Source organism: Streptomyces sp. NPDC008092 (assembly GCF_042957285.1).
In the GTDB taxonomy this organism is placed as follows: domain Bacteria; phylum Actinomycetota; class Actinomycetes; order Streptomycetales; family Streptomycetaceae; genus Streptomyces.
Window position 1 is genome coordinate 47,191 of record NZ_JBIBHY010000011.1, and the last position, 23,767, is coordinate 70,957.

A 23,767-nucleotide genomic window follows, 5' to 3' on the forward strand; every position below is an offset into this window, starting at 1 on the left:
CGGGGCGGCCGCATGCCGGGGTCCGGGTTTCGGGGGACGAGCGTCGGGGCAGCAGCCCGTGCTCCGCCGTTGATCTGACACCATTCCCCGGGGGCCCCGTTCGGCGGATGGACGGAGCTCGTTCGGAGAAGGTTGCGACCAGGGGACGGATGGGACCGCGCAGTGCGGGGCTACGAGAGCCAGGAGCGAGAGCCGGCGGCTGACGTCGACCACCTCACTCGTTTCGAAGCCGAGATGAAACGGCTGAAGACCGAGCGGGAAAAGGCGATCCAGCATGCCGAGGACCTCGGCTACCAGGTCGAGGTGCTGCGCGCCAAGTTGCACGAGGCGCGGCGCACCATCATGTCCCGGCCCGCGTTCGACGGCGGTGACATCGGCTACCACGCCGAGCAGCTGCTGCGGAACGCCCAGGTGCAGGCCGACCAGATCCGCCAGGAGGCGGAGCGGGTGGCCGCGGAGGCCCGGGCGCAGACCCAGCGGATCCTCCAGGAGCACGCCGAGCAGGCCGCACGGCTCCAGGCCGAGCTGCACCAGGAGGCGGTGACCCGCCGCCAGCAGCTGGACCAGGAGCTGGCCGAGCGCCGGCAGACCGTCGAGTCGCACGTCAACGAGAACGTGTCGTGGGCCGAGCAGCTGCGCGCCCGCACCGAGTCGCAGGCCCGGCGGCTGCTCGACGAGTCGCGGGCCGAGGCCGAGCAGGCCATGACCGCCGCCCGGACCGAGGCCGAGCGGATCGCCACCGAGGCCCGTCAGCGGGTGACCAGCGACGCCGAGGCGGCCCGCGCAGAGGCCGAGCAGCTGCTGCTGCGTGCCCGCCGGGACGCCGAGCGGCTGCTGAACGCCGCGTCGACGCAGGCCCAGGAGGCCACCGACCACGCGGAGCAGCTGCGCAACTCCACCGCGACGGAGTCGGACAGCGCCCGCCGGCAGGCCGGTGAGCTGAGCCGGGCCGCCGAGCAGCGGATGGCGGAGGCCGAGGAGGCGCTGCGCAAGGCGCAGTCCGAGGCGGAGAAGCTGGTCACCGAGGCCGAGGCGAACGCCACGAAGGCGCTCTCCAGCGCCGAGGCCACCAACCAGCAGCGCACCCAGACGGCCAAGGAGCAGGTCGCCCGGCTGGTCAGCGAGGCCACCAAGGAGGCCGAGGCCACCAAGGCGAGCGCCGAGCAGGTCGTCGCGGACGCGCGCACCGAGGCCGAGAAGATCATCGCGGAGGCCTCCGAGAAGGCCCGCAGTCTCACCGCCGAGGAGAGCGCCTCCCAGCTGGCGAAGGCCGCCAAGACCGCCGAGGACGTCCTGAACCGGGCGTCCGAGGAGGCCAAGCAGACCACCAAGGCCGCCGCCGAGGAGGCCGAGCGGATCCGCACCGAGGCGGAGACCGAGGCGGACCGGCTGCGCGCCGAGGCGCACGACATCGCCGAGCAGCTGAAGGGCACGGCGAAGGACGACACCAAGGAGTACCGCGCCAAGACGGTCGAGCTGCAGGAGGAGGCCCGCCGGCTGCGCGGCGAGGCCGAGCAGCTGCGGTCCGACGCGGTCGCCGAGGGCGAGTCGATCCGCGCCGAGGCCCGGCGCGAGGCCGTACAGCAGATCGAGGAGGCGGCCAAGTCCGCCGAGGAGCTGCTCGCCAAGGCCAAGGCCGACGCCGACGAGCTGCGGCAGACCGCGACCACGGACAGCGAGAAGGTCCGCACCGAGGCCATCGAGCGCGCGACCACGCTGCGCCGGCAGGCCGAGGAGACCCTGGAGCGCACCCGCCAGGAGGCCGACCGGCTCCGCGCGGAGGCCCAGGAGCAGTCCGAGGCGATGCAGGCCGACGCCGAGCGGGCCGCGGCCGACATGCGCGCGGAGACCGAGCGGGGCGTGGAGGCCCGGCGCGCGGAGGCCGCCGGCGAACTGACCCGCCTGCACACCGAGGCCGAGGACCGGCTCACCGGGGCCGACCAGGCGCTGACCGAGGCCCGCGAGGAGTCCGGCCGGATCCGCCGGGAGGCCGCCGAGGAGACCGACCGGCTGCGCGGCGAGGCCGCCGAGCGGATCCGTACGCTCCAGCAGCAGGCCGAGACCGAGGCCGAGCGGCTGCGCGACGAGGCCGCCGCCGACGCGTCCGCGTCCCGCGCCGAGGGCGAGACCATCGCCGTACGGCTGCGGTCCGAGGCCGCGGCCGAGGCGGAGCGGCTCAAGCAGGAGGCCCAGGACACCGCCGACCGGGTCCGTGCCGAGGCGCAGGCGGCCGCGGAGCGGCTGTCCACCGAGGCGTCCGAGACGCTGGCCGCGGCCCAGGAGGAGGCGGCCCGGCGGCGCCGGGAGGCCGAGGAGCTGCTCGGTTCCGCCCGCCAGGAGGCCGACCAGGAGCGCGAGCGGGCCCGCGAGCAGAGCGAGGACCTGCTGGCCCAGGCCCGCAACCGGGTCGAGGAGGCGCAGGCCGAGGCGGTACGGCTGGTCGAGGAGGCGGACCGGCGGGCCACCGAGATGGTGTCGGCCGCCGAACTCCACGCCCAGCAGGTGCGGGACTCGGTCTCCGGGCTGCACGAGCAGGCGCAGGAGGAGATCACCGGGCTGCGCTCGGCCGCCGAACACGCCGCGGACCGCACCCGGCGGGAGGCCGAGGAGGAGTCCGACCGGGTCCGCGCCGACGCCTACGCCGAGCGGGAGCGGGCCAGCGAGGACGCGACCCGGATCCGGCGCGAGGCGGCCGAGTCGTCCGAGGCGGCGAAGGCGCTCGCCGAGCGGACCGTCGCCGACGCGATGACCGAGTCGGAGCGGCTGCGGTCCGAGGCCGCGGCGCACGCCCAGCGGGTGCGCACCGAGGCCTCCGACACCATCGCCGAGGCCGACCAGGACGCCACGCGCACGCGTGCCGAGGCGCGCGAGGACGCCAACCGGATGCGTTCGGACGCGGCGACCCAGGCCGACACCCTCATCACCGAGGCGCGCAACGAGGCCGAGCGGCTCCAGAACGAGACCATCACCGAGGCCGACCGGGTCCGCGCCGACGCCATCGCCAAGGCGGAGAAGCTGATCTCGGACGCCACCGGCGACGCGGAGCGGCTGCGGGCCGAGGCCGCCGAGACGGTCGGCTCCGCCCAGCTGCACGCCGACCGGACCCGCGCCGACGCCGAGCGGCTCAAGGCGGACGCGGAGGCGACGGTCGAGCGCCTGCTGAACTCCGCGCGCGAGGAGGCCGAGCGGACCCTCGACGAGGCCCGCAAGGACGCCAACAGGCGCCGCCAGGACGTGGCCGAGCAGGTCGACACGCTCATCAACGAGACGACCGCCGAGGCCGACAAGCTGCTCACCGAGGCGCAGCAGCAGGCGATGAAGACCACCGCGGACGCCGAGTCGCAGGCCGACACCATGGTGGGCGCGGCCCGCAAGGAGGCCGACCGGCTGGTGTCCGAGGCCACGGTCGAGGGCAACACGCGGGTGGAGAAGGCCCGTACGGACGCGGACGAGCTGCTCGTCGGCGCCCGCCGGGACGCCACCGCCATAAGGGAGCGGGCGGAGGAGCTGCGCGAGCGGATCACCGCCGAGATCGAGGAGCTGCACGAGCGGGCCCGCCGTGAGGCCGCCGAGACCATGAAGTCCACCGGCGACCGCTGTGACGCACTCATCAGGGCCGCCGAGGAGCAGCTCGCCAAGGCCCAGGCCAAGGCCAAGGACCTGGTCTCGGAGGCCAACTCCGAGGCGGGCAAGGTCCGGATCGCCGCCGTCAAGAAGGCCGAGGGGCTCCTCAAGGAGGCCGAGCAGAAGAAGGCCACGCTGGTCCGGGAGGCCGAGGAGCTCAAGGCCGAGGCGATCCGCGAGGCCCGCCGCACGGTCGAGGAGGGAAAGCGCGAACTGGAGATCCTGGAGCGCCGGCGGGAGAACATCAACGGCGAGATCTCCCGTGTCCAGGACGTCCTGGAGGCGTTGGAATCCTTCGAGGCTCCGTCGGCCGGCAAGGACGGTGGGGTCAAGGCGGGCAGTACGGTGGGGGCGCCCCGTTCGGGTGGCAAGTCCTCAGAGGGCTAGAAGCCGGGGCCGGTTCTGTAGTGTTCTGAGGCTTTTGATTAAATCTGCGGCAGAGGCTTTGGCAAGCGATCTCACAGCTAGCCACTCAAAAGGGGTGTCATTCTCCAGATCAAACACGTATCCGCTCGATGACACACCGCTTCGGCCCCTAGGATTCCCCCTATCACCTCACCGGTCTCTTTCGACAGGAACCCCATGAGCGACACTTCCCCCTACGGCTTCGAGCTAGTGCGGCGTGGGTACGACCGCGCTCAGGTGGACGAACGGATCTCCAAGCTCGTCTCCGACCGTGACAGCGCTCTCGCCCGCATCACCGCTCTGGAAAAGCGCATCGAGGAGCTCCACCTCGAGACGCAGAACGCCCAGGCTCAGGTAACCGACGCGGAGCCGTCGTACGCCGGCCTCGGCGCGCGTGTCGAGAAGATCCTCCGCCTCGCCGAGGAGGAGGCGAAGGACCTGCGCGAGGAGGCCCGGCGCGCGGCCGAGCAGCACCGCGAGCTCGCCGAGTCGGCGGCCCAGCAGGTGCGCAACGACGCAGAATCGTTCGCTGCGGAGCGCAAGTCCAAGGCCGAGGACGAGGGCGTCCGGATCGTCGAGAAGGCCAAGAGTGACGCCTCGCAGCTGCGCGCCGAGGCCCAGAAGGACGCGCAGTCCAAGCGCGAGGAGGCGGACGCCCTCTTCGAGGAGACCCGCGCGAAGGCCGCGCAGGCCGCCGCCGACTTCGAGACGAACCTCGCCAAGCGCCGCGAGCAGTCCGAGCGCGACCTGGCGTCCCGCCAGCAGAAGGCGGAGAAGCGCCTCGCGGAGATCGAGCACCGGGCGGAGCAGCTGCGCCTGGAGGCCGAGAAGCTGCGCACCGACGCCGAGCGCCGTGCCCGTCAGACCGTCGAGACGGCGCAGCGCCAGGCCGAGGACATCGTTGCGGACGCGAACGCCAAGGCCGACCGGATCCGCTCGGAATCCGAGCGCGAGCTGGCCGCGCTGACCAACCGCCGCGACAGCATCAACGCCCAGCTGACCAACGTCCGCGAGATGCTGGCCACGCTGACCGGCGCCGCGGTGGCCGCCGCCAGCTCCCCGGCGGAGGACGAGCCGATCTCCCGTGGGGTTCCGGCTCAGCAGTCCCGGTAGGCGTTAGCGACATCGCAAGGCCCGCACTCCCTCTTCTTCCCGGGGGGTGCGGGCCTTCGTCGTACGGGTGCGGGCCGGTGGGGGCTGGTCGCGCAGTTCCCCGCGCCCCTAAAAGAAGGGCACTGCGGCTGGCGCCCCTTCAGGGGCGCGGGGAACTGCGCGAGCAACCACACACGACCCGCACCCGGCCACCATGCTCAAGTGGCAGCCCCCGAACCCCCGTCTTAGCGTGGCCGCATGATCGAGCTGGCGGGACTGACCAAGCGCTACGGCGACAAGACGGCGGTCGACGACCTCACGTTCACCGTCAGACCCGGCACCGTGACCGGGTTCCTCGGGCCCAACGGTGCCGGGAAGTCCACCACCATGCGGATGATCCTCGGGCTCGACCACCCCACGGCCGGCCGGGTGCGGATCGACGGCAAGCGGTACGAGCAGCTGAAGGACCCGCTGACGTACATCGGCGCGCTGCTCGACGCGAAGGCGATGCACGGCGGGCGCAGCGCCTTCAACCATCTGCTGTGCCTCGCGCAGAGCAACGGGATCCCGCGGGCCCGGGTGGCCGAGGTCCTCGACACCGTCGGGCTGACGGCGGTGGCGCGGAAGAAGGCGAAGGGGTTCTCGCTGGGGATGGGGCAGCGGCTCGGGATCGCCGGGGCGCTGCTGGGTGATCCGCGGATCCTGATGTTCGACGAACCGGTCAACGGGCTCGACCCCGAGGGCATCCACTGGATCCGGACCCTGATGAAGTCGCTGGCCGCCCAGGGCCGGACCGTGTTCGTCTCCTCGCACCTGATGAGCGAGATGGCGCTGACCGCGGACCATCTGGTCGTGATCGGACAGGGCCGGCTGCTTGCCGACACCTCCATGGCCGACTTCATCCGGACCAACTCGCGGTCGTACGTCCGGGTCCGCTCCCCGCAGCGCGAGCGGCTGCTCGACGTGCTGCACGGGGCCGGGATCACCGTCGTCGAGACGGGGACCGGAACCCTGGAGGTGGAGGGCGGGAAGGCGGAGCCGATCGGGGAGCTGGCCGCGCAGAACGGGATCGTGCTGCACGAGCTGAGCATCCAGCAGGCCTCGCTGGAAGAGGCCTTCATGCAACTGACGGCGGAGTCCGTGGAGTACCACGCGCACGCCGACTCGCCCCCGGTGCCACAGGCCTGGGGCACCGGCTGGGACAAGGGAGCGTGACATGGCCGTCGTCACCCAGGTCGTACGGTCCGAGTGGACCAAGATCCGGTCCGTCGCCTCGACGGTGTGGACGCTGTCCCTGGCCGTGGTGGTCACCGTGGCCCTCGGGACGCTGCTCTCCGCGCTCGCGAACAGCCAGTTCTCCAACATGCCCGCCCGCGAGCGGCTCTCCTTCGACCCGACGAACATCAGTTTCGCCGGGATGACGCTCGGACAGCTGGCGATGATCGTGTTCGGGGTGCTCGTCGTGTCGAACGAGTACAGCACCGGGATGATCAGGGTCTCGCTGGCCGCCGTGCCGCAGCGGGCCACCTTCCTGTTCAGCAAGATCGCGGTGGCGGCCGGCCTGGTGCTGGTGGTCGGCATGGTGACCAGCTTCGCCGCCTTCTTCCTCGGGCAGGCCATGCTCGGCTCGCACCGGGCCCACCTCGGCGACCCCGGGGTGCTGCGCGCGGTCGTCGGCGGCGGGCTCTACATGACGCTCATCGCGATGTTCTCCATGGGCGTGGCCGCGATGCTGCGCTCCCCGATGCTGTCGCTGGGCATCCTGATGCCGTTCTTCTTCCTGATCTCCAACATCCTCGGCAACGTCGACGCGACCAAGAAGATCGGCCGGTTCCTGCCGGACCAGGCGGGCAGCCACATCATGCAGGTGGTGCCGAGAGCGGGCGACGACGTCCCGTACGGGCCCTGGGGCGGGCTCGGGATCATGGGGCTGTGGGTGATCGCCGCGCTGGCCGGCGGGTACCTCCTGCTGAAGCGGCGCGACGCCCAGTGACCGGCCCGGCCGGGCCGAGACTTTGCTTGCTCTTGGCCGGAACCGTCAGCGCCCCGATATCCTCCTAACCCTTACGGGGGGCGTCTGCCCCGCTGTCCTGATCCTTTCGATGGGTGCGGAGCATGATCGAGGCTGTCGGCCTGACCAAGCGCTACGGCGACAAGACCGCCGTGTACAACCTTTCCTTCCAGGTACGACCCGGAGCCGTCACCGGCTTCCTCGGGCCGAACGGCTCGGGCAAGTCGACGACCATGCGGATGATCCTGGGACTGGACAACCCGACCGCCGGTTCGGTGACCATTGGCGGCTTCCCCTACCGCAAGCTCCCGAACGCCGCCCGCCAGGTCGGCGCGCTGCTCGACGCCAAGGCGGTGCACGGCGGCCGGTCCGCCCGCAACCACCTGCTCTCGCTGGCCCAGCTGTCCGCCATCCCGGCCCGCCGGGTCGACGAGGTGCTCGGCGTGGTGGGCCTCCAGGACGTGGCCGGAAAGCGCTCCAAGGGCTTCTCGCTCGGCATGGGCCAGCGCCTCGGCATCGCCGCCGCGCTCCTCGGCGACCCCCAGGTGCTGCTCTTCGACGAGCCGGTCAACGGCCTCGACCCCGAGGGCATCCTCTGGGTGCGCAACCTGATGAAGTCGCTCGCCGCCGAGGGCCGGACGGTCTTCGTCTCCTCCCACCTGATGAGCGAGATGGCGCTGACCGCCGACCACCTCATCGTCATCGGCCGGGGCCAGCTGCTCGCCGACATGAGCGTGACCGACTTCATTTCGGCCAACTCCGCCGACTTCGCGCGGGTGCGCACCCCGGACACCGAGCCGCAGCTGCGCGAGAAGCTCAGCTCGGCGCTGACCGAGGCCGGCGGCCATGTCCTGCCGGAGCAGGACGGCGCGCTCCGGGTGACCGGGCTGCCGCTCCCCCGGATCAGCGACCTCGCGCACGAGGCGGACGTACGGCTGTGGGAGCTGTCCCCGCACCAGGCCTCGCTGGAGGAGGCGTACATGCGGATGACTCAGGGCGCCGTCGACTACCGGTCCTCGATCGACCAGAGGGCCGGCCTCCAGCAGCCCCTGCCGCCGGGCGCCCAGCCGCCGATGCCGGTGCCCGGGCAGGGCCAGCCGGGCTGGTACGCCCCGCCGCCGCCCCAGCAGGGCGGCCGGCCGTTCGCGGGGCCGTACGGAGCGCCGGGGGCGCCCGCCGCGCCCGGGACGCCCGGGAGCGGGTACGGCGCCCCGCAGGGCCCCTACGGGCCGCCTCAGGCCGCTCCGAACCCCTATGCCCAGCCGACGCCGGCAGCTCCGGCGCCCGCTCCCGCCCCGGCGCCCGCGGCCGCACCGGCACAGCCGGCCCCCGCCGCCGCTCCTGCCCCCGCGCCCGCCCCCGCCGACCTGACCAAGCCCGAGGACGCCCGATGAGCACCCACCAGCCTCCGCTGCCGCAGGCCGCCCCGTCCGCGCCCGACCGGCAGGCGGCGCCCGGCGGCCCGTACCCCGGCTACGTGTCGCCGATCCCGGTGGTGCGCACCAACCTCGGGCACGCGATCGCCTCCGAGTGGACGAAGATCAGGTCGGTGCGTTCGACGATCTGGACGCTCGGCGTCTTCGTTCTCCTCGTGATCGGCATCGGCCTCCTCGCCGGCGCCGTGGTCAGCGACTCCGCCTCCTCGTCCGACGACCTGTCCGGCGGCAACGCGCTCTCGCTCGGCTTCTTCGGGCTGCTGCTCGGCAGCATGTGCATCATCACGCTCGGCGTGCTGACGACCGCCTCGGAGTACGGCACGGGCATGATCCGTACGACCATGGTGGCCTGCCCCTCCCGCGCGCGCGTGCTCGCCGCGAAGGCGATCGTCTTCTTCACCGTCGCGTTCGTGATCACCCTCGCGGCCAGCGCGTTCGTGGCCATGACGCAGGTGTCGATGCTGAGCGACATCGCGCGGACGCCGACCGGCGGGGAATGGCTGAAGGGCACCGTCGGCGTCAGCCTCTACATCGCGCTGCTCGGGCTGGTCTCGCTGATCATCGGCTCGATCATCCGGCACTCCGCGGGCGCCATCACCATCATGATCGGTGCGGTGCTCGCCCCGCTGGTGATCGCGCTGTTCATGTTCTCCTCGTCGCTGGAGAAGGTGCGCAACGCCCTGTTCGAGTACTCGATCCCGAACCAGCTGAGCGTCTTCTACTCCAACTCCCTCAGCGACTCGGGCCCTTCGGGCTGGGACCCGCTGTGGATCATCCTGGGTGTGACGGCCGTCGCGTTCGCGGGCGCCTACGTGCTCCTGGAGAAGCGGGACGTGTAGGACGCACAGACCGTACGGCGCTCAGAACTTCGGCGCGTTCCGGGACCGCTGCACCCGCGTGGTGCGGCGGTCCTTCGCGTTCCAGCAGGCCTTGTGCCAGTGCCGGCGCTCGTCCACGCCCGAGTGCTCCGGCCAGGCCACCACGTGCGGGACGCCGGAGGCGATGACCTGGTCGCAGCCCGGGCAGCGGTAGGTCTTGCCGACCGCGCTGGCGCCCGCCACGTGCCGGACGCTCCACTCCTCGCCCTGCCAGCTCTCGGTGGACTGCCAGCCGCCGTAGCGGTCCGCGCGGTCGTCCTCGGCGCTCCGGCCGGACGAGGCCGCTCCGTTCGGGCCCTTGGGTCGGTTGCGACGCGGGGACACGGGACACCTCTCGGGGCTATACAGGAAGCATGGGCTGTGTCCAGCCTACGACGCGCGCACGGGGGTACGCGTAGGGCACGAACCCGCACAAGTCCCCCTCCAGGGCGACCCATTCTCCAGACAATCCGCAAATCTCTCCGCCAGGCCGTGTCCTCGGCACGTGTCAGACGGTTATGCCCGGTGGGGGAGCTCCGGGTCGGAGCCAGGAAAGCAGGAAGAAACGATGCGCGTAGGTAGTTTTGTGCTGGCCGCCCAGTTCCCGGGCCAGGGCCAGGGGGAAGCCCTGCACCGGGCGGTGCGCACGGCGGAGGTGGCCGAGGAGTCCGGTCTGGACGCGGTCTGGCTGGCCGAGCACCACTTCGTGCCGTACGGCACCTGCCCGTCGGCGGTCACGCTCGCGGCCTTGCTGCTGGGCCGTACCCGGCGGCTGCGGGTCGGTACGGCGGTGAGCGTGCTGCCCACCGTCCACCCGGTCGCCCTCGGCGAGCAGGCCGCGCTGCTGCACATGACGAGCGGCGGCCGCTTCACACTGGGCGTGGGCCGGGGCGGGCCCTGGGTGGATCTGGAGGTCTTCGGATCCGGCCTGGAGGCGTACGAACAGGGCTTCCCGGAATCACTCGATCTGCTGATGCGGTGGCTGCGCGAACCGGCCGTGTCGGCCTCCGGGCCGCGCTACTCGTTCCGTGAAGTCCCCGTCGTACCACGCCCGTCGGAGGCGCTGACGGAGGAGCCGGGGCCGGAGGTGGTGGTCGCCTGCACCTCCGCGGCGAGCATCCGGCTGGCCGCCGAGCGGGGGCTGCCGATGCTGCTCGGGATGCACGTCGGCGACGAGGAGAAGGCCGAGATGGTCGCGTTGTGGCGGCAGCACGCGCGGGCGGCCGGGCGGCCGGGCGACGAGATCGCCGCGGCGGCCCATGTCTCGGCCGGCGTCTGCCAGATCGCGGACAGCCGCACCGACGCCGCGGAGACCCTGACCAAGGCGATGCCGGGCTGGCTGAAACAGGGCCTGGAGGCGCACGTGACGGTGGACGGCCGGTTCCGCTCGATGCGGGATCCGCTCGCGTACACCGAACTGCTCTGCGGACTCCACCCGGTGGGTACCCCGCGGCTCTGCGCCGACCGGCTGGCCGCGACCTCCGAGCGGACCGGCATCTCCCGTTTCGCCCTGCTGACCGAGGGCTCGGGGGATCTGGCGGCCACCGAGGAGAACGTACGACGGCTGGGTGCCGAGGTACTGCCGCACCTCCGGTGACCTCACCGCCGCGGGGAGCTTGCCGCCCCAGTGACTGATGCACCTCCCGCGTGTGGAGCGGCAAGCAAGCGGCTCACTGCGTCAGCAGTGGCGGAGCACGGCGTCAGCAGTCCCGCAGTTCCGGGGACTGGTTCAGCAGCTGGTTGCGCACAGAGGTGAAGCGGGCCAGCGTCTCGTCGACCGAGGCGTCCAGCGGGAACACCGCCACACGGTGGCAGTTCTGGAAGGCCAGCCGCACACCGAAGTGCCGCTGCAGGGCGCCGCGTATGGCGTCACTCGCGAGCGCACGCAACAGCTGACCGCGTGCCTGCTCGTCCGGCGGGGGCGTCTGGTTGTCGGCGAACTCTCCGCCGTCCACCTTCAGCTGGGCCACCAGGGAGCTGATCATCTCCCACGCGTAAGGCAGGGAGGTCCGGACGCAGTCGACGAAATCTGCTTCGTCGACCTCGCCTCGCTCGGCCTGTTCGAGTAGGGCCGGTGAGACGTCGAGCGACATGGGTACTCCTCTCGCACCCCCGAACAGCAGGGGTTGGCGGACAGGTAAGGGAGTTCGCGATACCGAACACGCTGAGTACACAATCCGCGACCTCCCGTTTACTACGGTAGGCAACGGGCGGTGCCCCCACCAGGAGATTGCGTATATGCGACGGTCCCTTTAGGCACACAATCGGCCAGGTTTGAACAGGCGTGTGCAGGCGACTCTCCAGGACCGGTCGCGGGGGCCCCTCCCGGGGAGGGCGGGCCGGGCGAATCGCGTGGAGGGCGGCGCGTCGAGTAGCGTTGCCGACCATGCGTCTCGTCATCGCCCGGTGCTCCGTCGACTACGCCGGCCGGCTCACCGCCCACCTTCCCTCCGCTCCCCGTCTGATCCTGGTCAAGGCGGACGGCAGTGTCTCGATCCACGCGGACGACCGGGCCTACAAGCCCCTCAACTGGATGTCGCCGCCGTGCACCCTCAAGGAGGGGACGGGTGACGAGGACGGCGTCTGGACCGTCGTCAACAAGGCGGGCGAGAAGCTCATCATCACCATGGAGGAGGTCCTGCACGACTCCTCGCACGAGCTGGGTGTCGACCCGGGCCTGATCAAGGACGGCGTGGAAGCGCACCTGCAGGAGCTGCTGGCCGACCGGATCGAGACGCTCGGCGACGGCTACACGCTCATCCGGCGCGAGTACATGACGGCGATCGGCCCGGTGGACATCCTCTGCCGCGACGCCGAGGGCCAGACCGTGGCCATCGAGATCAAGCGCCGCGGCGAGATCGACGGCGTCGAACAGCTCACCCGCTACCTGGAACTCCTCAACCGCGACCCCCATCTCGCCCCCGTCCGGGGCATCTTCGCGGCCCAGGAGATCAAGCCCCAGGCCAAGGTCCTCGCCACCGACCGCGGCATCGGCTGCACGATCCTCGACTACGACGCCCTGCGCGGCATCGAGGACGACAAACTCCGCCTGTTCTGACCAAGACGGCCCGAGCCGCCGGCCCGGAAGAAAGCCGACGGCGGAAAACAAGTCCGCCGACGCGAAACAAGGCAGACCGACGGCCCGGAGCCAACCGCCCACGCCCCTTCCTCCCGCCCCCCCGACAAGCCCCACCGGCCACCCCGGTACCGCCGCAACGGCACTCACCCCCACGACGGCGACCGGCGCTGCCGGACCGGCCTGAGGCGGGCCCGGCACCGCCGGTACGCGCCGTCGTGGTTGCGCGCCGACGCGGCGGGTTCGGGGTGGGCGGGGGCGTGCCACGCGTGGCGCGTGACACGCCCCGGGTGCTCAGATCAGGGTGCCGGTCGTCGTTCCTGTGCCGCCGCTCTCCGACGCGCTCGATGTCGTGACGCTCGGGGAGTCGGATGCCGGGCCGCTGGCCGAATTCGTCGCGCCGGACGGCGAGGCGGAGTCCGAAGGCGCGCCGGAGGACGAAGTGCCCCCCGTCGGAGTGCCGGACGACGAGGACCCCCCAGTCGGCGTGCTCGACGCAGTTCCCGAGGACGACGGGGACGTCGCCGGCTTGCTCGTCGTCGGCTTCGTCGGCTTGCTCGACGTCCCGCCCCCGGAGGACCCCTTCGTCCCCGAGGCCGAAGCCGAAGGCGTCTCCGTGTCCGATGGTGGGGTCGGGTCGTCCGAGGTGCCCAGGGTGCCGTCGGGGCCCGGGTCGGTGGGCTTGGCGGTTGCCGTGCCGGTGTCGCCCGTGCCCGAGGTCTGGCCGGGGTCGGCGCCGAGGCCGCCGTCGCTCGTGTCCTCGCTCGCCGACGGGTTGACGCTCACGTTGTTGGACGGGTCGTCGGCGTTGTTGTTGGAGGTCATGCCGAGGGTGACCACGGTGCCCAGGACGGCCGTCAGGAGCACGCCCGCGCCCACCGCCACCAGGTTCCGGCGGGCCATGCGGACCAGGCCGCCCCCGCCGCCCTGGGACGGCGTCGGCTGCCCCGGGACCCTGTGGGTCACCAGCGTGTCCGAGACCGGCGAGTGGACCGCGGGGAAGGGCGTGGTGACCCCGCCGGCCGGGGATACGGACTCCTCGTGGCGGGCGTCGGGAATCTCGTCGCCCGCCATCGCGGCGACGACCGGTATGACCTCGCCCGAGAGGTCGGCCACCAGGGCGAGGGCCCGTCGGCCGGCCGTCGTACCGCGCTTGTCGGAGAGCGCCCCGCGCAGTCCGATCGAGGCCTCCAGCTCGGCCCGTGCCCGGTCCAGCCAGTCGGCGCAGAGCGCGAATATGCCGAGCTCGTGGTGGAAGTAGGCCTGCTCGCCGACCTCACCGGCGAGGCGGGAGGCCTCGGCCCCGGCCCGCAGGGCACGCTCCCAGGCACTCCAGTGCAGCCCCGCCGCGAACGCGGGCGCGGCCGTACGGGCCAGTCGTACCGGCGTGCTCTCCTCGTCCTCCGCCGGGGGCACCGTCTCGGGGACGACCGCCGTCAGGGCGGCGAGGACCGCGTCGGACTCGGCGCAGACCCGCTCCGGGGTGACCGAGGGGTGCCCGGCCCACCAGCCGTAGTGCTGGGCGGCGGTGAGGGCCTGGGCGGTCGCGTCGTCGGCGTATCCGGCGGCCTCCAGCTGCTGCAGGACGCCCGCGGCGAGCCGGTAGCGAGAGCCGACCGGGGAGACCAGTCCGCAGGCCGCCAGTTCGCCGAGGGCGGCGTCCGCGTGGGTGTCGCCGACGAGGGCCGGCAGATGCGCCTGGTGCGGCACCTCGCCGCCGAGGGCGACCGCGAAGCGCAGGGTGGCCCGGGCGGAGGCGCTGAGCCGGGAGGCGAGCAGCGGGGCGGGCGCGGCGGCCTCGCCGAGGGACGGGAGCGGGACCTCGTCGGTCGACTCGGCGTCGAAGGACGCCTCGACCGGAAGGTCGGAGAGCGCGGCAATGTCGGACAGTTCGGGCAGGTCGGACGCGAAGACGCCGAACTCGTCCACGGCGCCCGCGCTGGCCCGCACCTGGTCGCGCTGGCGCAGCAGCGCGCCCGCCTGGACGAACCGCAGCGGCAGGCCCTCGGACTCGAACCAGAGGTCGCCGGCCCAGTTGGCCTCCTCCTCGGTGAGGACGCGGCCGACCGCGCGCTCCAGGATGTCGACGCCGCCGGCCCGGTCCAGGCCGTCGAGGAAGACCTCCTCGACGGCGGAGTCCGCGGAGGGCGCCGGCACCTCCGGGGTGGCGCCGATCAGGAAGGCGCACTCGGGGGTGGCGTCGACCAGCTCGTCGAGCCCGCTGCCGCCGAACTCGACGTCGTCGAGGACGACGACCGCGCCGATCTCCCGGATCAGTTCGAGGAGCTCGTCGTGGCCCGGGCGGTACGCGGGTGCCTTGTAGACGGCGTGGAAGAGCTCGTGGAGCAGTTCCTCGGGCGTGCGGTGGAAGCCGTTGAGGCGGACCACGCCGTCGGGGGCGAGGTCGGAGCAGTCGTCGGCGACCAGGTCGAGGAGCGCGGTGCGGCCGGAGCCCGAGGGCCCGGTGAGGCGCACCGAGCGGCCGCGGGCGAGGAGCCGGACGAGCCGCTCGCGGTCGTCCTGGCGTTCCAGGAGCGGCAGCTCGGGCCCGGCGGGGCCGGGCGGCACGGGCGGCCGGACGGCGCGCTCGTACTCGGCGCGCTCGGCGGCGGTCCGCTTCTCCGGTCCGGTGGGACGTTCGGTCGGCGGGCAGGGTTCTATCTCGCTGCCGTCGACGGGATTGACGGTCAGCAGGAAGTCGCCGGCGACCAGCCGCGTGGTGCGGGCCGTCGCCGGGGCGCTCTGGCCGAAGTCGTTGGTGAGGGATTCCCTGGGCGGGCGCTGGCGCGGCGTGCTGCCGTCGCCGTCCTGGCCGTACCCCTCGGGTCCCGGGTTGATCGGGTCCATAGGTTCCTAGCCCCCCAAAAGCGTCGTGTGCCGTGAATACCGGCCCCTCCCGGCCTGTTGCACACCGCGCTGTCGCTTCTGGTCCGGGCCCGCGCTCGAAGGGTGGCAAGGGCGGCGGGCGACCGAACCTTAAACCTTCGCACAGTATCTACGACAGTCCGGGGTACCGCGCCGTCCGAGACATCACGGTCTCGTGAGGATTGCGTCTGACGTGCACATGCGCCTTGTCCGACCGGGTCACCCCCGTCGCCCGGTTCACACCGGATCGCCGCGTCCCGAGGGTTCGCCGCCGCACAGCCGGTCACCGCGACGCTGCCGCACAGCCGGTCACCACGGGCACTGCCGACCGCCCGTCACCACGGGCACTGCCGACCGCCCGCCTCCACGGCACTGCCGATCGCCGGTCACCACGGCGCGGCCTGCCACCGGTCACCGCGGCACCGCCGGCCGCCGGTCCCGGTGTCACACCCGGGGCAGCGACTCCACCCCGATGCCCCCCTCGATCGCCAGGATCCGGTGCAGCCTGGTGGCCACCAGCAGGCGCTGCATCTGCGGCGGTACGCCGCGCAGCACCAGGCGCCGGCCGCAGCGGCCGGCCCGCCGGTGGGCCCCCATGATCACCCCGAGTCCGGTGGCGTCCCAGGAGTCCAGCTCGGACAGGTCCAGCACCAGATCGCCGACTCCGTCGTCGACGGCCGAGTGCAGGACCGTACGGGCGTCCGCCGCGCTGCGGACGTCGAGGCGGCCCCCGACGACCAGCTCGGCGTGGTCGCCCCTGATGTACATATGCGCTCCCCGAGAGTGCGTGTCCTACTCCGTGAAAGTGTTGTCCGGTATTGCAACGTCTGACTGCGTTCGCCGGTCAGAGGTTGCCATCTGTAAGCGAACCGATACCGAATTCACCCCAGAGGGTGAAACCTCCGGGGTTTGTGCGTTCTGACAGCCGGTCAGAGGGTCTACGTACTGATGTTTCAGTACGTGTAGAAGCCCTGCCCGCTCTTGCGCCCGATGTCACCGGCGTCAACCATCCGGCGCATCAGCTCCGGCGGGGCGAACTTCTCGTCCTGCGACTCGGTGTAGATGTTGCTGGTGGCGTGCAGCAGGATGTCGACGCCGGTGAGGTCGGCCGTGGCCAGCGGGCCCATGGCGTGACCGAAGCCCAGCTTGCAGGCCAGGTCGATGTCCTCGGCGGTGGCGACGCCCGACTCGTACAGTTTGGTGGCCTCGACGACGAGCGCCGAGATCAGCCGGGTCGTCACGAAGCCGGCGACGTCGCGGTTGACGACGATGCAGGTCTTGCCGGTGGACTCGGCGAACTCCCGCGCGGTGGCGAGGGTTTCGTCGCTGGTCTTGTAGCCGCGGACCAGCTCGACGAGCTGCATCATCGGCACCGGCGAGAAGAAGTGGACGCCGACGACCCGTTCCGGGTGCTCGGTGGCGGCCGCGATCTTGGTGATCGGGATCGCGGAGGTGTTGGAGGCGAGCACGGCGTCCGGGCGCACGATCTTGTCGAGGGCGCGGAAGATCTCGTGCTTGACCTCCAGCTTCTCGAAGACCGCCTCGACGACAATGTCCGCGTCGGCGGCCGCGTCCAGGTCGGTGGTCGCGGTGATGCGGGCCAGGGCGGCGTCGGCGTCGTGCGCCTCCAGCTTCCCCTTGCTCACGAACTTGCCGTACGAGGCCTGGATCCCGCCCACGGCACGTTCCAGTGCCTCGTCGGTGACGTCACGCAGGACCACGTCCCAGCCGGCCTGTGCGGCGACCTGGGCGATGCCGGACCCCATCAGGCCGGCCCCGATGACGGCAAGCTTCCGTGCCACTCCGCTCCCCTTACACGCTGTTGAGGTATGCCTCTTGGGCGGGACCCTAGCGCCCGTCGGGGGCCGGGAAACCCGGTAAGTAATGCGTGTCACGGTCTCAGGACGTGAGACAACCGTCACGTCCCGTCAGGCGGCCCCGGCGGCACCGTCCGTTTCGCGCCACGCCCGGCGCGGTCCGCCGCCACCAGGGACACCTCTACGCTGGCTGCATGGTCAATCTGACGCGCATCTACACCAGGACCGGCGACCGGGGCACCACCGCTCTCGGGGACATGAGCCGGGTCGCCAAGACAGATCTGCGGATCTCGGCGTACGCCGACGCCAACGAGGCGAACGCGGTGATCGGGACGGCGATCGCGCTGGGCGGCCTGGCGGAGGAGGTCGTCGCGGTGCTCACCCGGGTGCAGAACGACCTCTTCGACGTCGGCGCGGACCTGTCGACACCCGTGGCGGAGAACCCGGAATTCCCGCCCCTGCGGGTCGAGCAGTTCTACGTCGACAAGCTGGAGGCGGACTGCGACCGCTTCAACGAGCGCCTGGAGAAACTGCGTTCCTTCATCCTCCCGGGCGGCACCCCGGGCGCCGCCCTGCTCCACCAGGCCTGCACGGTCGTACGGCGGGCCGAGCGGTCGACGTGGGCCGCGCTGGAGGTGCACGGCGAGGTGATGAACCCGCTGACCGCGACCTACCTCAACCGGCTGTCGGACCTGCTGTTCATCCTGGCCCGGACGGCCAACAAGGACGTCGGGGACGTCCTGTGGGTGCCGGGCGGGGAACGCTGACCCCCGGCACCCCCACACCTGCCTTCCCCGCCCTTCCCCTCCCCTCGGCGTCCGGTCAGGGTGCGGCCCTCCCGTCCGGCGGCTGATCCGGCGCGAGCGCGAGGTGTTGTCGTGTCTCGGCGAGGGGATGTCCAACGCTGAGATCGCGGGCCGCCTCGACATGGCCGAGGCGGCGGTGAAGACCCACGTCAGCCGGTTGCCGGGCCGGCCGGAGCCGTGCAGCCGGGTGCAAGCCGCCGTGCTGTCGCGGGAGTTGGGGATCGGGGAGCCGTATACAAGAGTGGTCCAGACCTATTGACCGGTGGTCCAGACCTTTCTATTCTCGCGGCACCATGGGCATGAAGGCTCAGTCATGCCCACGTCACCCCCGATCGAGAGGGAGGCGCAGCATGCGCTTCAGACACAGAGTCGCGGCAGGGCTCGCGACGCTGGTGCTCCCCCTGGCCGGTCTGGTCGGCATCGCGAGCCCCGCGCAGGCCGCGACGTCCGCCACCGCGACCTATGCCAAGACCTCGGACTGGGGTACCGGCTTCGGCGGCCAGTGGACCGTCAAGAACACCGGTACCACCACCATCAGTTCGTGGACCGTCGAGTGGGACTACCCGTCCGGAACCTCGGTCACCTCCGCGTGGGACGCGGACGTCACCTCCTCCGGCACCCACTGGACCGCCAAGAACAAGTCCTACAACGGCTCCATCGCCCCCGGCGCCTCCGTCTCCTTCGGATTCAACGGCGCCGGTTCGGGATCGCCGAGCAACTGTCTGCTCAACGGCGCCAGTTGTGACGGCGGCACCACCACCCCGGGCGACTCGGCACCCTCCGCGCCCGGCACCCCGACCGCGTCCGGCATCACCAACACCGGGGTGACGCTGAACTGGTCCGCCGCCACCGACGACAAGGGCATCAAGAACTACGACGTCCTGCGCGACGGCAAGGTGGTCTCCACGGTGACCACCACCTCGTACACCGACTCGGGCCTGACGGCCGGCACCGACTACTCGTACACGGTCCAGGCCCGCGACACCGCGAGCCAGACCGGACCGGTCAGCGGCGCGGTCTCCGTCCACACCACGGGCGGTACGACCACTCCCCCGACCACCGGCTCCAAGGTCAAGCTCGGCTACTTCACCGAGTGGGGCATCTACGGCCGCAACTACCAGGTGAAGAACCTGGTGACGTCCGGGTCCGCGGCGAAGATCACGCACATCAACTACGCCTTCGGCAACGTGACGAACGGTCAGTGCGCGATCGGCGACGCCTACGCCGACTACCAGAAGACGTTCACCGCCGACCAGTCGGTCAGCGGTGTCGCCGACACCTGGGACCAGCCGCTGGCGGGCAACTTCAACCAGCTGCGCGAGCTGAAGGCCAAGTACCCGAACATCAAGATCCTCTGGTCCTTCGGCGGCTGGACCTGGTCCGGCGGCTTCGCCCAGGCGGCGGCCAACCCGACCGCGTTCGCGAACTCCTGCTACAACCTGGTCGAGGACCCGCGCTGGGCCGACGTCTTCGACGGCATCGACATCGACTGGGAGTACCCGAACGCCTGCGGTCTGAGCTGCGACACCAGCGGCTCGGCGGCCTTCAAGAACCTGATGTCGGCGCTGCGCGCCAAGTTCGGTTCCAGCAACCTGGTCACCGCGGCCACCACGGCCGACGGCTCCGCCGGCGGCAAGATCGACGCCACCGACTACGCGGGCGCCTCCCAGTACGTCGACTGGTACAACGTGATGTCGTACGACTTCTTCGGCGCCTGGGCCACCACCGGCCCGACGGCCCCGCACTCCCCGCTCACCTCGTACTCGGGCATCCCGACCGCCGGCTTCGACACCGCCGACGCGATGGCCAAGTTCAAGGCGCAGGGCGTGCCGGCGAGCAAGCTGCTCATCGGCATCGGGTTCTACGGCAGAGGCTGGACCGGCGTCACCCAGGACGCACCGGGCGGCACCGCCACGGGCGCGGCGACCGGGACCTACGAAGCGGGCATCGAGGACTACAAGGTCCTCAAGACGTCCTGCCCGGTCACCGGCACCATCGCGGGCACGGCGTACGCCCACTGCGGCAGCAACTGGTGGTCGTACGACACCCCGTCGACGATCGCCGGGAAGATGAGCTGGGCCAAGACCCAGGGCCTCGGCGGCGCGTTCTTCTGGGAGTTCAGCGGTGACACCAGTGACGGCGAGCTGGTGAGCGCCATCAACTCCGGGCTCAGCTGACCCTTCGTCCCGCTCCCACCCCCCACCCCGTCGCGGGCGGCCTCCGGGCCGTCCGCGGCGGTGTTTCCCGGGGTCCCCCGCGGTCAGGCGACGTTGACCCTCCCCCAGACTTCGTCCGGGGGCACCCCCATTCAACGGGCAAGGAATCAGGCGACATTTACCCGTTGCCCGGGCGGGGCCGCCTCCAGCCAGGCGAGGAAGCCCGTCAACGCGTCCTCGCTCATGGCGAGTTCGAGGCGGGTACCGCGGTGGGTGCAGGCGAGGATGACGGCGTCGGAGAGGAGGGCCAGTTCCTCCTCGCCCTCGGGGAGGCGGCGGCCGGCCACCTCGATCCGGTCGCGTTCCAGGACCCGGCGGGGGCGGTAGGCGTAGGAGAAGACGCGGTACCACTCGACGCTGTCGCCGTTGTAGCGGGCGACGCCGTAGCTCCAGCCCTTGCCGCTGGTGTCGGTCTTCTCGGGGACGTCCCAGCGCAGCGAACAGTCGAAGGTGCCGCCGGAGCGCTGGATCAGTCTGCGGCGCAGGCCGAACAGGAAGAGTCCCACCACCACCAGCGCGACCACGATTCCGGCCACAGTCAGAGCGAGGACCATCGGCACCGACCTCCTCGTCTCTTAGGTAATGGAACGTAAAAAGACCCAGATCTACCTCAGCCGCGGCTGGGACCGGAGTGGCTCCGGTCCCAGCCGCGGCTGAGTTACGTCAACGCATACGTGCAGTGTGTCAGCGCGCGGTCGCCGCCCGCAGACGGACGTCGGCGCGCCGCTCGGCGGTGGCGTCGCCCTCCGCCTTCGCGCGCTCCAGCTCGCGCTCCTCGCGCTGGACGTCGATCTCGTCCGACAGCTCGGCGGTCTCGGCCAGCAGCGAGAGCTTGTTGTCCGCGAACGAGATGAAACCGCCGTGCACCGCGGCGACGACCGTTCCACCATCACTCGTACGGATGGTCACCGGGCCCGACTCCAGCACACCGAGCAGCGGCTGGTGACCGGGCATGACGCCGATGTCGCCGGACGTGGTGCGCGCGACGACCAGGGTGGCCTCGCCGGACCAGACCTGGCGGTCCGCGGCGACGAGCTCGACGTGCAGCTCAGCAGCCAAGGGTGGCTCCTCGGGTCACCACCCGGCAGGGGCGCCGGGTGTTGGGGTCAATTCTAGTAGGCGTGAGTGAGGGGGCGGGACGCGCCCGCCCCCTCACACGAAGAACACAATGAGTTCCGGAGAACTCACGGGGTTCAGGAGACGCCCAGCTCCTTGGCGTTGGCCTTCAGGTCCTCGATGCCACCGCACAGGAAGAACGCCTGCTCCGGGAAGTGGTCGTACTCGCCGTCGATGATCGCGTTGAACGCGGCGATCGACTCGTCCAGCGGGACGTCCGACCCGTCGACGCCGGTGAACTGCTTGGCGACGTGGGTGTTCTGGGACAGGAAGCGCTCCACGCGACGGGCACGGTGGACGGTGAGCTTGTCCTCCTCGCCCAGCTCGTCGATACCGAGGATCGCGATGATGTCCTGGAGGTCCTTGTACTTCTGGAGGACCGTCTTCACGCGCATGGCGGTGTTGTAGTGGTCCGCCGCGATGTAGCGCGGGTCCAGGATCCGGGACGTGGAGTCCAGCGGGTCCACGGCCGGGTAGATGCCCTTCTCCGAGATCGGACGGGAGAGCACCGTCGTCGCGTCGAGGTGGGCGAAGGTGGTGGCCGGGGCCGGGTCGGTCAGGTCGTCCGCGGGGACGTAGATCGCCTGCATCGAGGTGATCGAGTGACCACGGGTCGAGGTGATGCGCTCCTGGAGGAGACCCATCTCGTCGGCCAGGTTCGGCTGGTAGCCCACCGCGGAGGGCATGCGGCCGAGCAGGGTCGAGACCTCGGAACCGGCCTGCGTGAAGCGGAAGATGTTGTCGATGAAGAACAGCACGTCCTGCTTCTGGACGTCACGGAAGTACTCGGCCATGGTGAGGCCGGCCAGCGCGACGCGCAGACGGGTGCCCGGGGGCTCGTCCATCTGGCCGAAGACCAGGGCGGTCTTGTCGATGACGCCCGAGTCGGCCATCTCCTCGATGAGGTCGTTGCCCTCACGGGTGCGCTCGCCGACACCGGCGAACACGGAGACACCGTCGTGGTTGTTGGCGACGCGGTAGATCATCTCCTGGATGAGCACCGTCTTGCCGACGCCGGCACCGCCGAACAGACCGATCTTGCCACCCTTGACGTACGGGGTGAGCAGGTCGATGACCTTGACGCCGGTCTCGAACATCTCGGTCTTCGACTCGAGCTCGTCGAAGTTCGGGGCCTTGCGGTGGATGGACCAGCGCTCGCCCTCGTACTGCTCGTCGACGTTCAGCACCTCACCGAGGGTGTTGAACACCTTGCCCTTGGTGAAGTCGCCGACCGGGACGGTGATGCCGTCGCCGGTGTCGGTGACCGGGGCCTGGCGGACCAGACCGTCGGTGGGCTGCATGGAGATGGTGCGGACCAGGCCGTCACCCAGGTGCTGGGCGACCTCCAGGGTCAGCGTCTTCTTCTCGCCGGCGTTGGCCGGGTCGGCCACCTCGACGTGAAGGGCGTTGTAGATGTCCGGCATCGCGTCGACGGGGAACTCCACGTCGACGACCGGGCCGATGACCCGGGCGACGCGGCCCGTGGCCGTCGCGGTCTCAACAGTGGTGGTCATTAGCGGTCACTCCCCGCGGTCGCGTCGGCCAGGGCGCTGGCGCCACCGACGATCTCGCTGATTTCCTGGGTGATTTCGGCCTGGCGGGCCGCGTTGGCAAGACGGGAGAGCGTGTTGATCAGCTCGCCCGCGTTGTCGGTGGCCGACTTCATCGCGCGCCGCGTGGCAGCGTGCTTCGAAGCCGCCGACTGGAGCAGCGCGTTGTAGATACGGCTCTCCACGTAGCGCGGCAGCAGGGCGTCGAGGACGTCCTCCGCCGAGGGCTCGAAGTCGTAGAGCGGAAGGATCTCGTCGCCCTTGGCGGCGCCCTCCTCCGCGACCTCGTCGAGGCTGAGCGGCAGCAGCCGGTCGTCGAGCGCCGTCTGCGTCATCATCGACACGAACTCCGTGTAGACGATGTGGAGTTCGTCCACCCCGCCGTCCGCCGTGTCCGTCTCGATGGCCTCGATCAGCGGTGCCGCGACCTTCTTGGCGTCCGCGTACGAGGGCTCGTCGGTGAAGCCCGCCCACGACTCCACGACCTTGCGCTCGCGGAAGTTGTAGTGGGCCAGACCGCGGCGGCCGACGATGTACGTGTCGACCTCCTTGCCCTCCGCCTCAAGGCGCGCCGTCAGCTGCTCGGCGGCCTTGATGGCGTTGGAGTTGAAGGCACCGGCCAGACCGCGGTCGCTCGTGAGGAGCAGCACCGCGGAACGGGTCGGGGTCTCCGCCTCGGTGGTCAGGGGGTGCTTGGTGTTCGACCCGGTACCGACCGCCGTGACCGCGCGGGTGAGCTCGGTCGCGTACGGCGCGGAGGCCCGCACCTTGCGCTGCGCCTTGACGACACGCGAGGCGGCGATCATCTCCATCGCCTTGGTGATCTTCTTGGTCGCGGTGACGGATCGGATGCGACGCTTGTAGACCCGGAGCTGGGCTCCCATGAGTCAGGTCCC

The 23,767-nt window shown here is 71.2% G+C and carries 19 protein-coding genes and 1 pseudogene; 11 read left to right on the forward strand and 9 right to left on the reverse strand.

Translation table 11 applies throughout. The features are described from left to right. Positions 1-162: 162 nt before the first annotated feature. The 6 genes from scy (at position 163) to ACFZB3_RS32230 (ending at position 9,407) form a co-directional block, all read left to right on the forward strand. The gene (gene scy, locus ACFZB3_RS32205; protein WP_391381593.1) at positions 163-4,011 is read left to right on the forward strand and encodes a polarized growth protein Scy; all 3,849 of its coding nucleotides are present in this window, start codon (positions 163-165) and stop codon (positions 4,009-4,011) included. Positions 4,012-4,206: 195 nt separating this feature from the next. After that, entirely contained in the window at positions 4,207-5,142 is a 936-nt protein-coding gene (locus ACFZB3_RS32210) for a cellulose-binding protein (RefSeq protein WP_093499039.1), read from the forward strand. A 237-nt stretch (positions 5,143-5,379) separates the two neighbouring features. Further along, positions 5,380-6,336 (forward strand): ATP-binding cassette domain-containing protein, encoded by a 957-nt coding sequence (locus ACFZB3_RS32215; protein ID WP_391381595.1) that lies wholly within the window; start codon positions 5,380-5,382, stop codon positions 6,334-6,336. 1 nt (position 6,337) lies between these two features. Further along, entirely contained in the window at positions 6,338-7,114 is a 777-nt protein-coding gene (locus ACFZB3_RS32220; protein WP_391381598.1) for an ABC transporter permease, read from the forward strand. Between the two features lie 122 nt (positions 7,115-7,236). Next, positions 7,237-8,526 carry an ATP-binding cassette domain-containing protein gene (locus ACFZB3_RS32225; protein WP_391381600.1) on the forward strand — a complete coding sequence of 430 codons (1,290 nt, stop codon included), beginning with the start codon at positions 7,237-7,239 and terminating at the stop codon, positions 8,524-8,526. After that, entirely contained in the window at positions 8,523-9,407 is an 885-nt protein-coding gene (locus ACFZB3_RS32230) for an ABC transporter permease (RefSeq protein WP_391381602.1), read from the forward strand. The genes ACFZB3_RS32225 and ACFZB3_RS32230 overlap by 4 nt, the downstream gene beginning before the upstream one ends. A 21-nt stretch (positions 9,408-9,428) precedes the next feature. On the opposite strand, the gene ACFZB3_RS32235 is transcribed toward ACFZB3_RS32230, so the two are convergent. Then, complete coding sequence (locus ACFZB3_RS32235; protein WP_391381604.1) at positions 9,429-9,770, reverse strand: ATP/GTP-binding protein; 342 nt, start codon at positions 9,768-9,770, stop codon at positions 9,429-9,431. Positions 9,771-9,993: 223 nt separating this feature from the next. On the opposite strand from ACFZB3_RS32235, the gene ACFZB3_RS32240 reads away from it, so the two are divergent. Further along, the gene (locus tag ACFZB3_RS32240; RefSeq protein WP_391381606.1) at positions 9,994-11,022 is read left to right on the forward strand and encodes an LLM class flavin-dependent oxidoreductase; all 1,029 of its coding nucleotides are present in this window, start codon (positions 9,994-9,996) and stop codon (positions 11,020-11,022) included. A 103-nt stretch (positions 11,023-11,125) separates the two neighbouring features. Here ACFZB3_RS32240 and ACFZB3_RS32245 read toward each other — a convergent pair whose 3' ends face one another. Then, positions 11,126-11,518: an SCO5389 family protein gene (locus ACFZB3_RS32245; RefSeq protein WP_093499046.1), complete on the reverse strand. Its 393-nt coding sequence runs from the start codon at positions 11,516-11,518 to the stop codon at positions 11,126-11,128. A 293-nt stretch (positions 11,519-11,811) separates the two neighbouring features. On the opposite strand from ACFZB3_RS32245, the gene nucS reads away from it, so the two are divergent. Beyond that, positions 11,812-12,483: an endonuclease NucS gene (nucS, locus tag ACFZB3_RS32250; protein ID WP_391381608.1), complete on the forward strand. Its 672-nt coding sequence runs from the start codon at positions 11,812-11,814 to the stop codon at positions 12,481-12,483. A gap of 312 nt (positions 12,484-12,795) precedes the next feature. Here the strand turns inward: nucS and ACFZB3_RS32255 are convergent, their stop codons facing one another. From ACFZB3_RS32255 to ACFZB3_RS32265, 3 genes are all read right to left on the reverse strand, one after another. Next, positions 12,796-15,348: an ATP-binding protein gene (locus tag ACFZB3_RS32255; RefSeq protein ID WP_391381610.1), complete on the reverse strand. Its 2,553-nt coding sequence runs from the start codon at positions 15,346-15,348 to the stop codon at positions 12,796-12,798. A 462-nt stretch (positions 15,349-15,810) separates the two neighbouring features. Then, a complete protein-coding gene (locus ACFZB3_RS32260) occupies positions 15,811-16,134 on the reverse strand; it encodes an STAS domain-containing protein (RefSeq protein WP_030672301.1) in 324 nt (107 codons plus the stop codon). 185 nt (positions 16,135-16,319) lie between these two features. After that, positions 16,320-17,168 carry a 3-hydroxybutyryl-CoA dehydrogenase gene (locus ACFZB3_RS32265; protein WP_391381613.1) on the reverse strand — a complete coding sequence of 283 codons (849 nt, stop codon included), beginning with the start codon at positions 17,166-17,168 and terminating at the stop codon, positions 16,320-16,322. A 209-nt stretch (positions 17,169-17,377) separates the two neighbouring features. Here ACFZB3_RS32265 and ACFZB3_RS32270 point away from each other — a divergent pair, with 209 nt between their 5' ends. The 3 genes and pseudogenes from ACFZB3_RS32270 to ACFZB3_RS32280 all read left to right on the forward strand — a co-directional run bounded on the left by ACFZB3_RS32270 (position 17,378) and on the right by ACFZB3_RS32280 (position 20,166). After that, positions 17,378-17,950 (forward strand): cob(I)yrinic acid a,c-diamide adenosyltransferase, encoded by a 573-nt coding sequence (locus tag ACFZB3_RS32270; RefSeq protein ID WP_391381615.1) that lies wholly within the window; start codon positions 17,378-17,380, stop codon positions 17,948-17,950. 82 nt (positions 17,951-18,032) lie between these two features. Next, positions 18,033-18,248 (forward strand): annotated as a pseudogene (locus ACFZB3_RS32275) (response regulator transcription factor); the annotation flags it as partial. A 91-nt stretch (positions 18,249-18,339) separates the two neighbouring features. Further along, positions 18,340-20,166 (forward strand): glycosyl hydrolase family 18 protein, encoded by a 1,827-nt coding sequence (locus ACFZB3_RS32280; protein WP_391381618.1) that lies wholly within the window; start codon positions 18,340-18,342, stop codon positions 20,164-20,166. 146 nt (positions 20,167-20,312) lie between these two features. On the opposite strand, the gene ACFZB3_RS32285 is transcribed toward ACFZB3_RS32280, so the two are convergent. The 4 genes from ACFZB3_RS32285 to ACFZB3_RS32300 all read right to left on the reverse strand — a co-directional run bounded on the left by ACFZB3_RS32285 (position 20,313) and on the right by ACFZB3_RS32300 (position 23,755). Continuing rightward, entirely contained in the window at positions 20,313-20,759 is a 447-nt protein-coding gene (locus tag ACFZB3_RS32285; protein WP_388926919.1) for a DUF2550 domain-containing protein, read from the reverse strand. 130 nt (positions 20,760-20,889) lie between these two features. After that, positions 20,890-21,264, reverse strand: coding sequence for a F0F1 ATP synthase subunit epsilon (locus ACFZB3_RS32290; protein WP_181805896.1), 375 nt, complete (start codon positions 21,262-21,264; stop codon positions 20,890-20,892). A 134-nt stretch (positions 21,265-21,398) separates the two neighbouring features. Next, positions 21,399-22,835, reverse strand: coding sequence for a F0F1 ATP synthase subunit beta (gene atpD, locus ACFZB3_RS32295; protein WP_189268500.1), 1,437 nt, complete (start codon positions 22,833-22,835; stop codon positions 21,399-21,401). Continuing rightward, positions 22,835-23,755: a F0F1 ATP synthase subunit gamma gene (locus ACFZB3_RS32300; RefSeq protein WP_391381622.1), complete on the reverse strand. Its 921-nt coding sequence runs from the start codon at positions 23,753-23,755 to the stop codon at positions 22,835-22,837. Before ACFZB3_RS32300 ends, atpD begins: the two co-directional genes overlap by 1 nt. Positions 23,756-23,767: the final 12 nt, after the last annotated feature.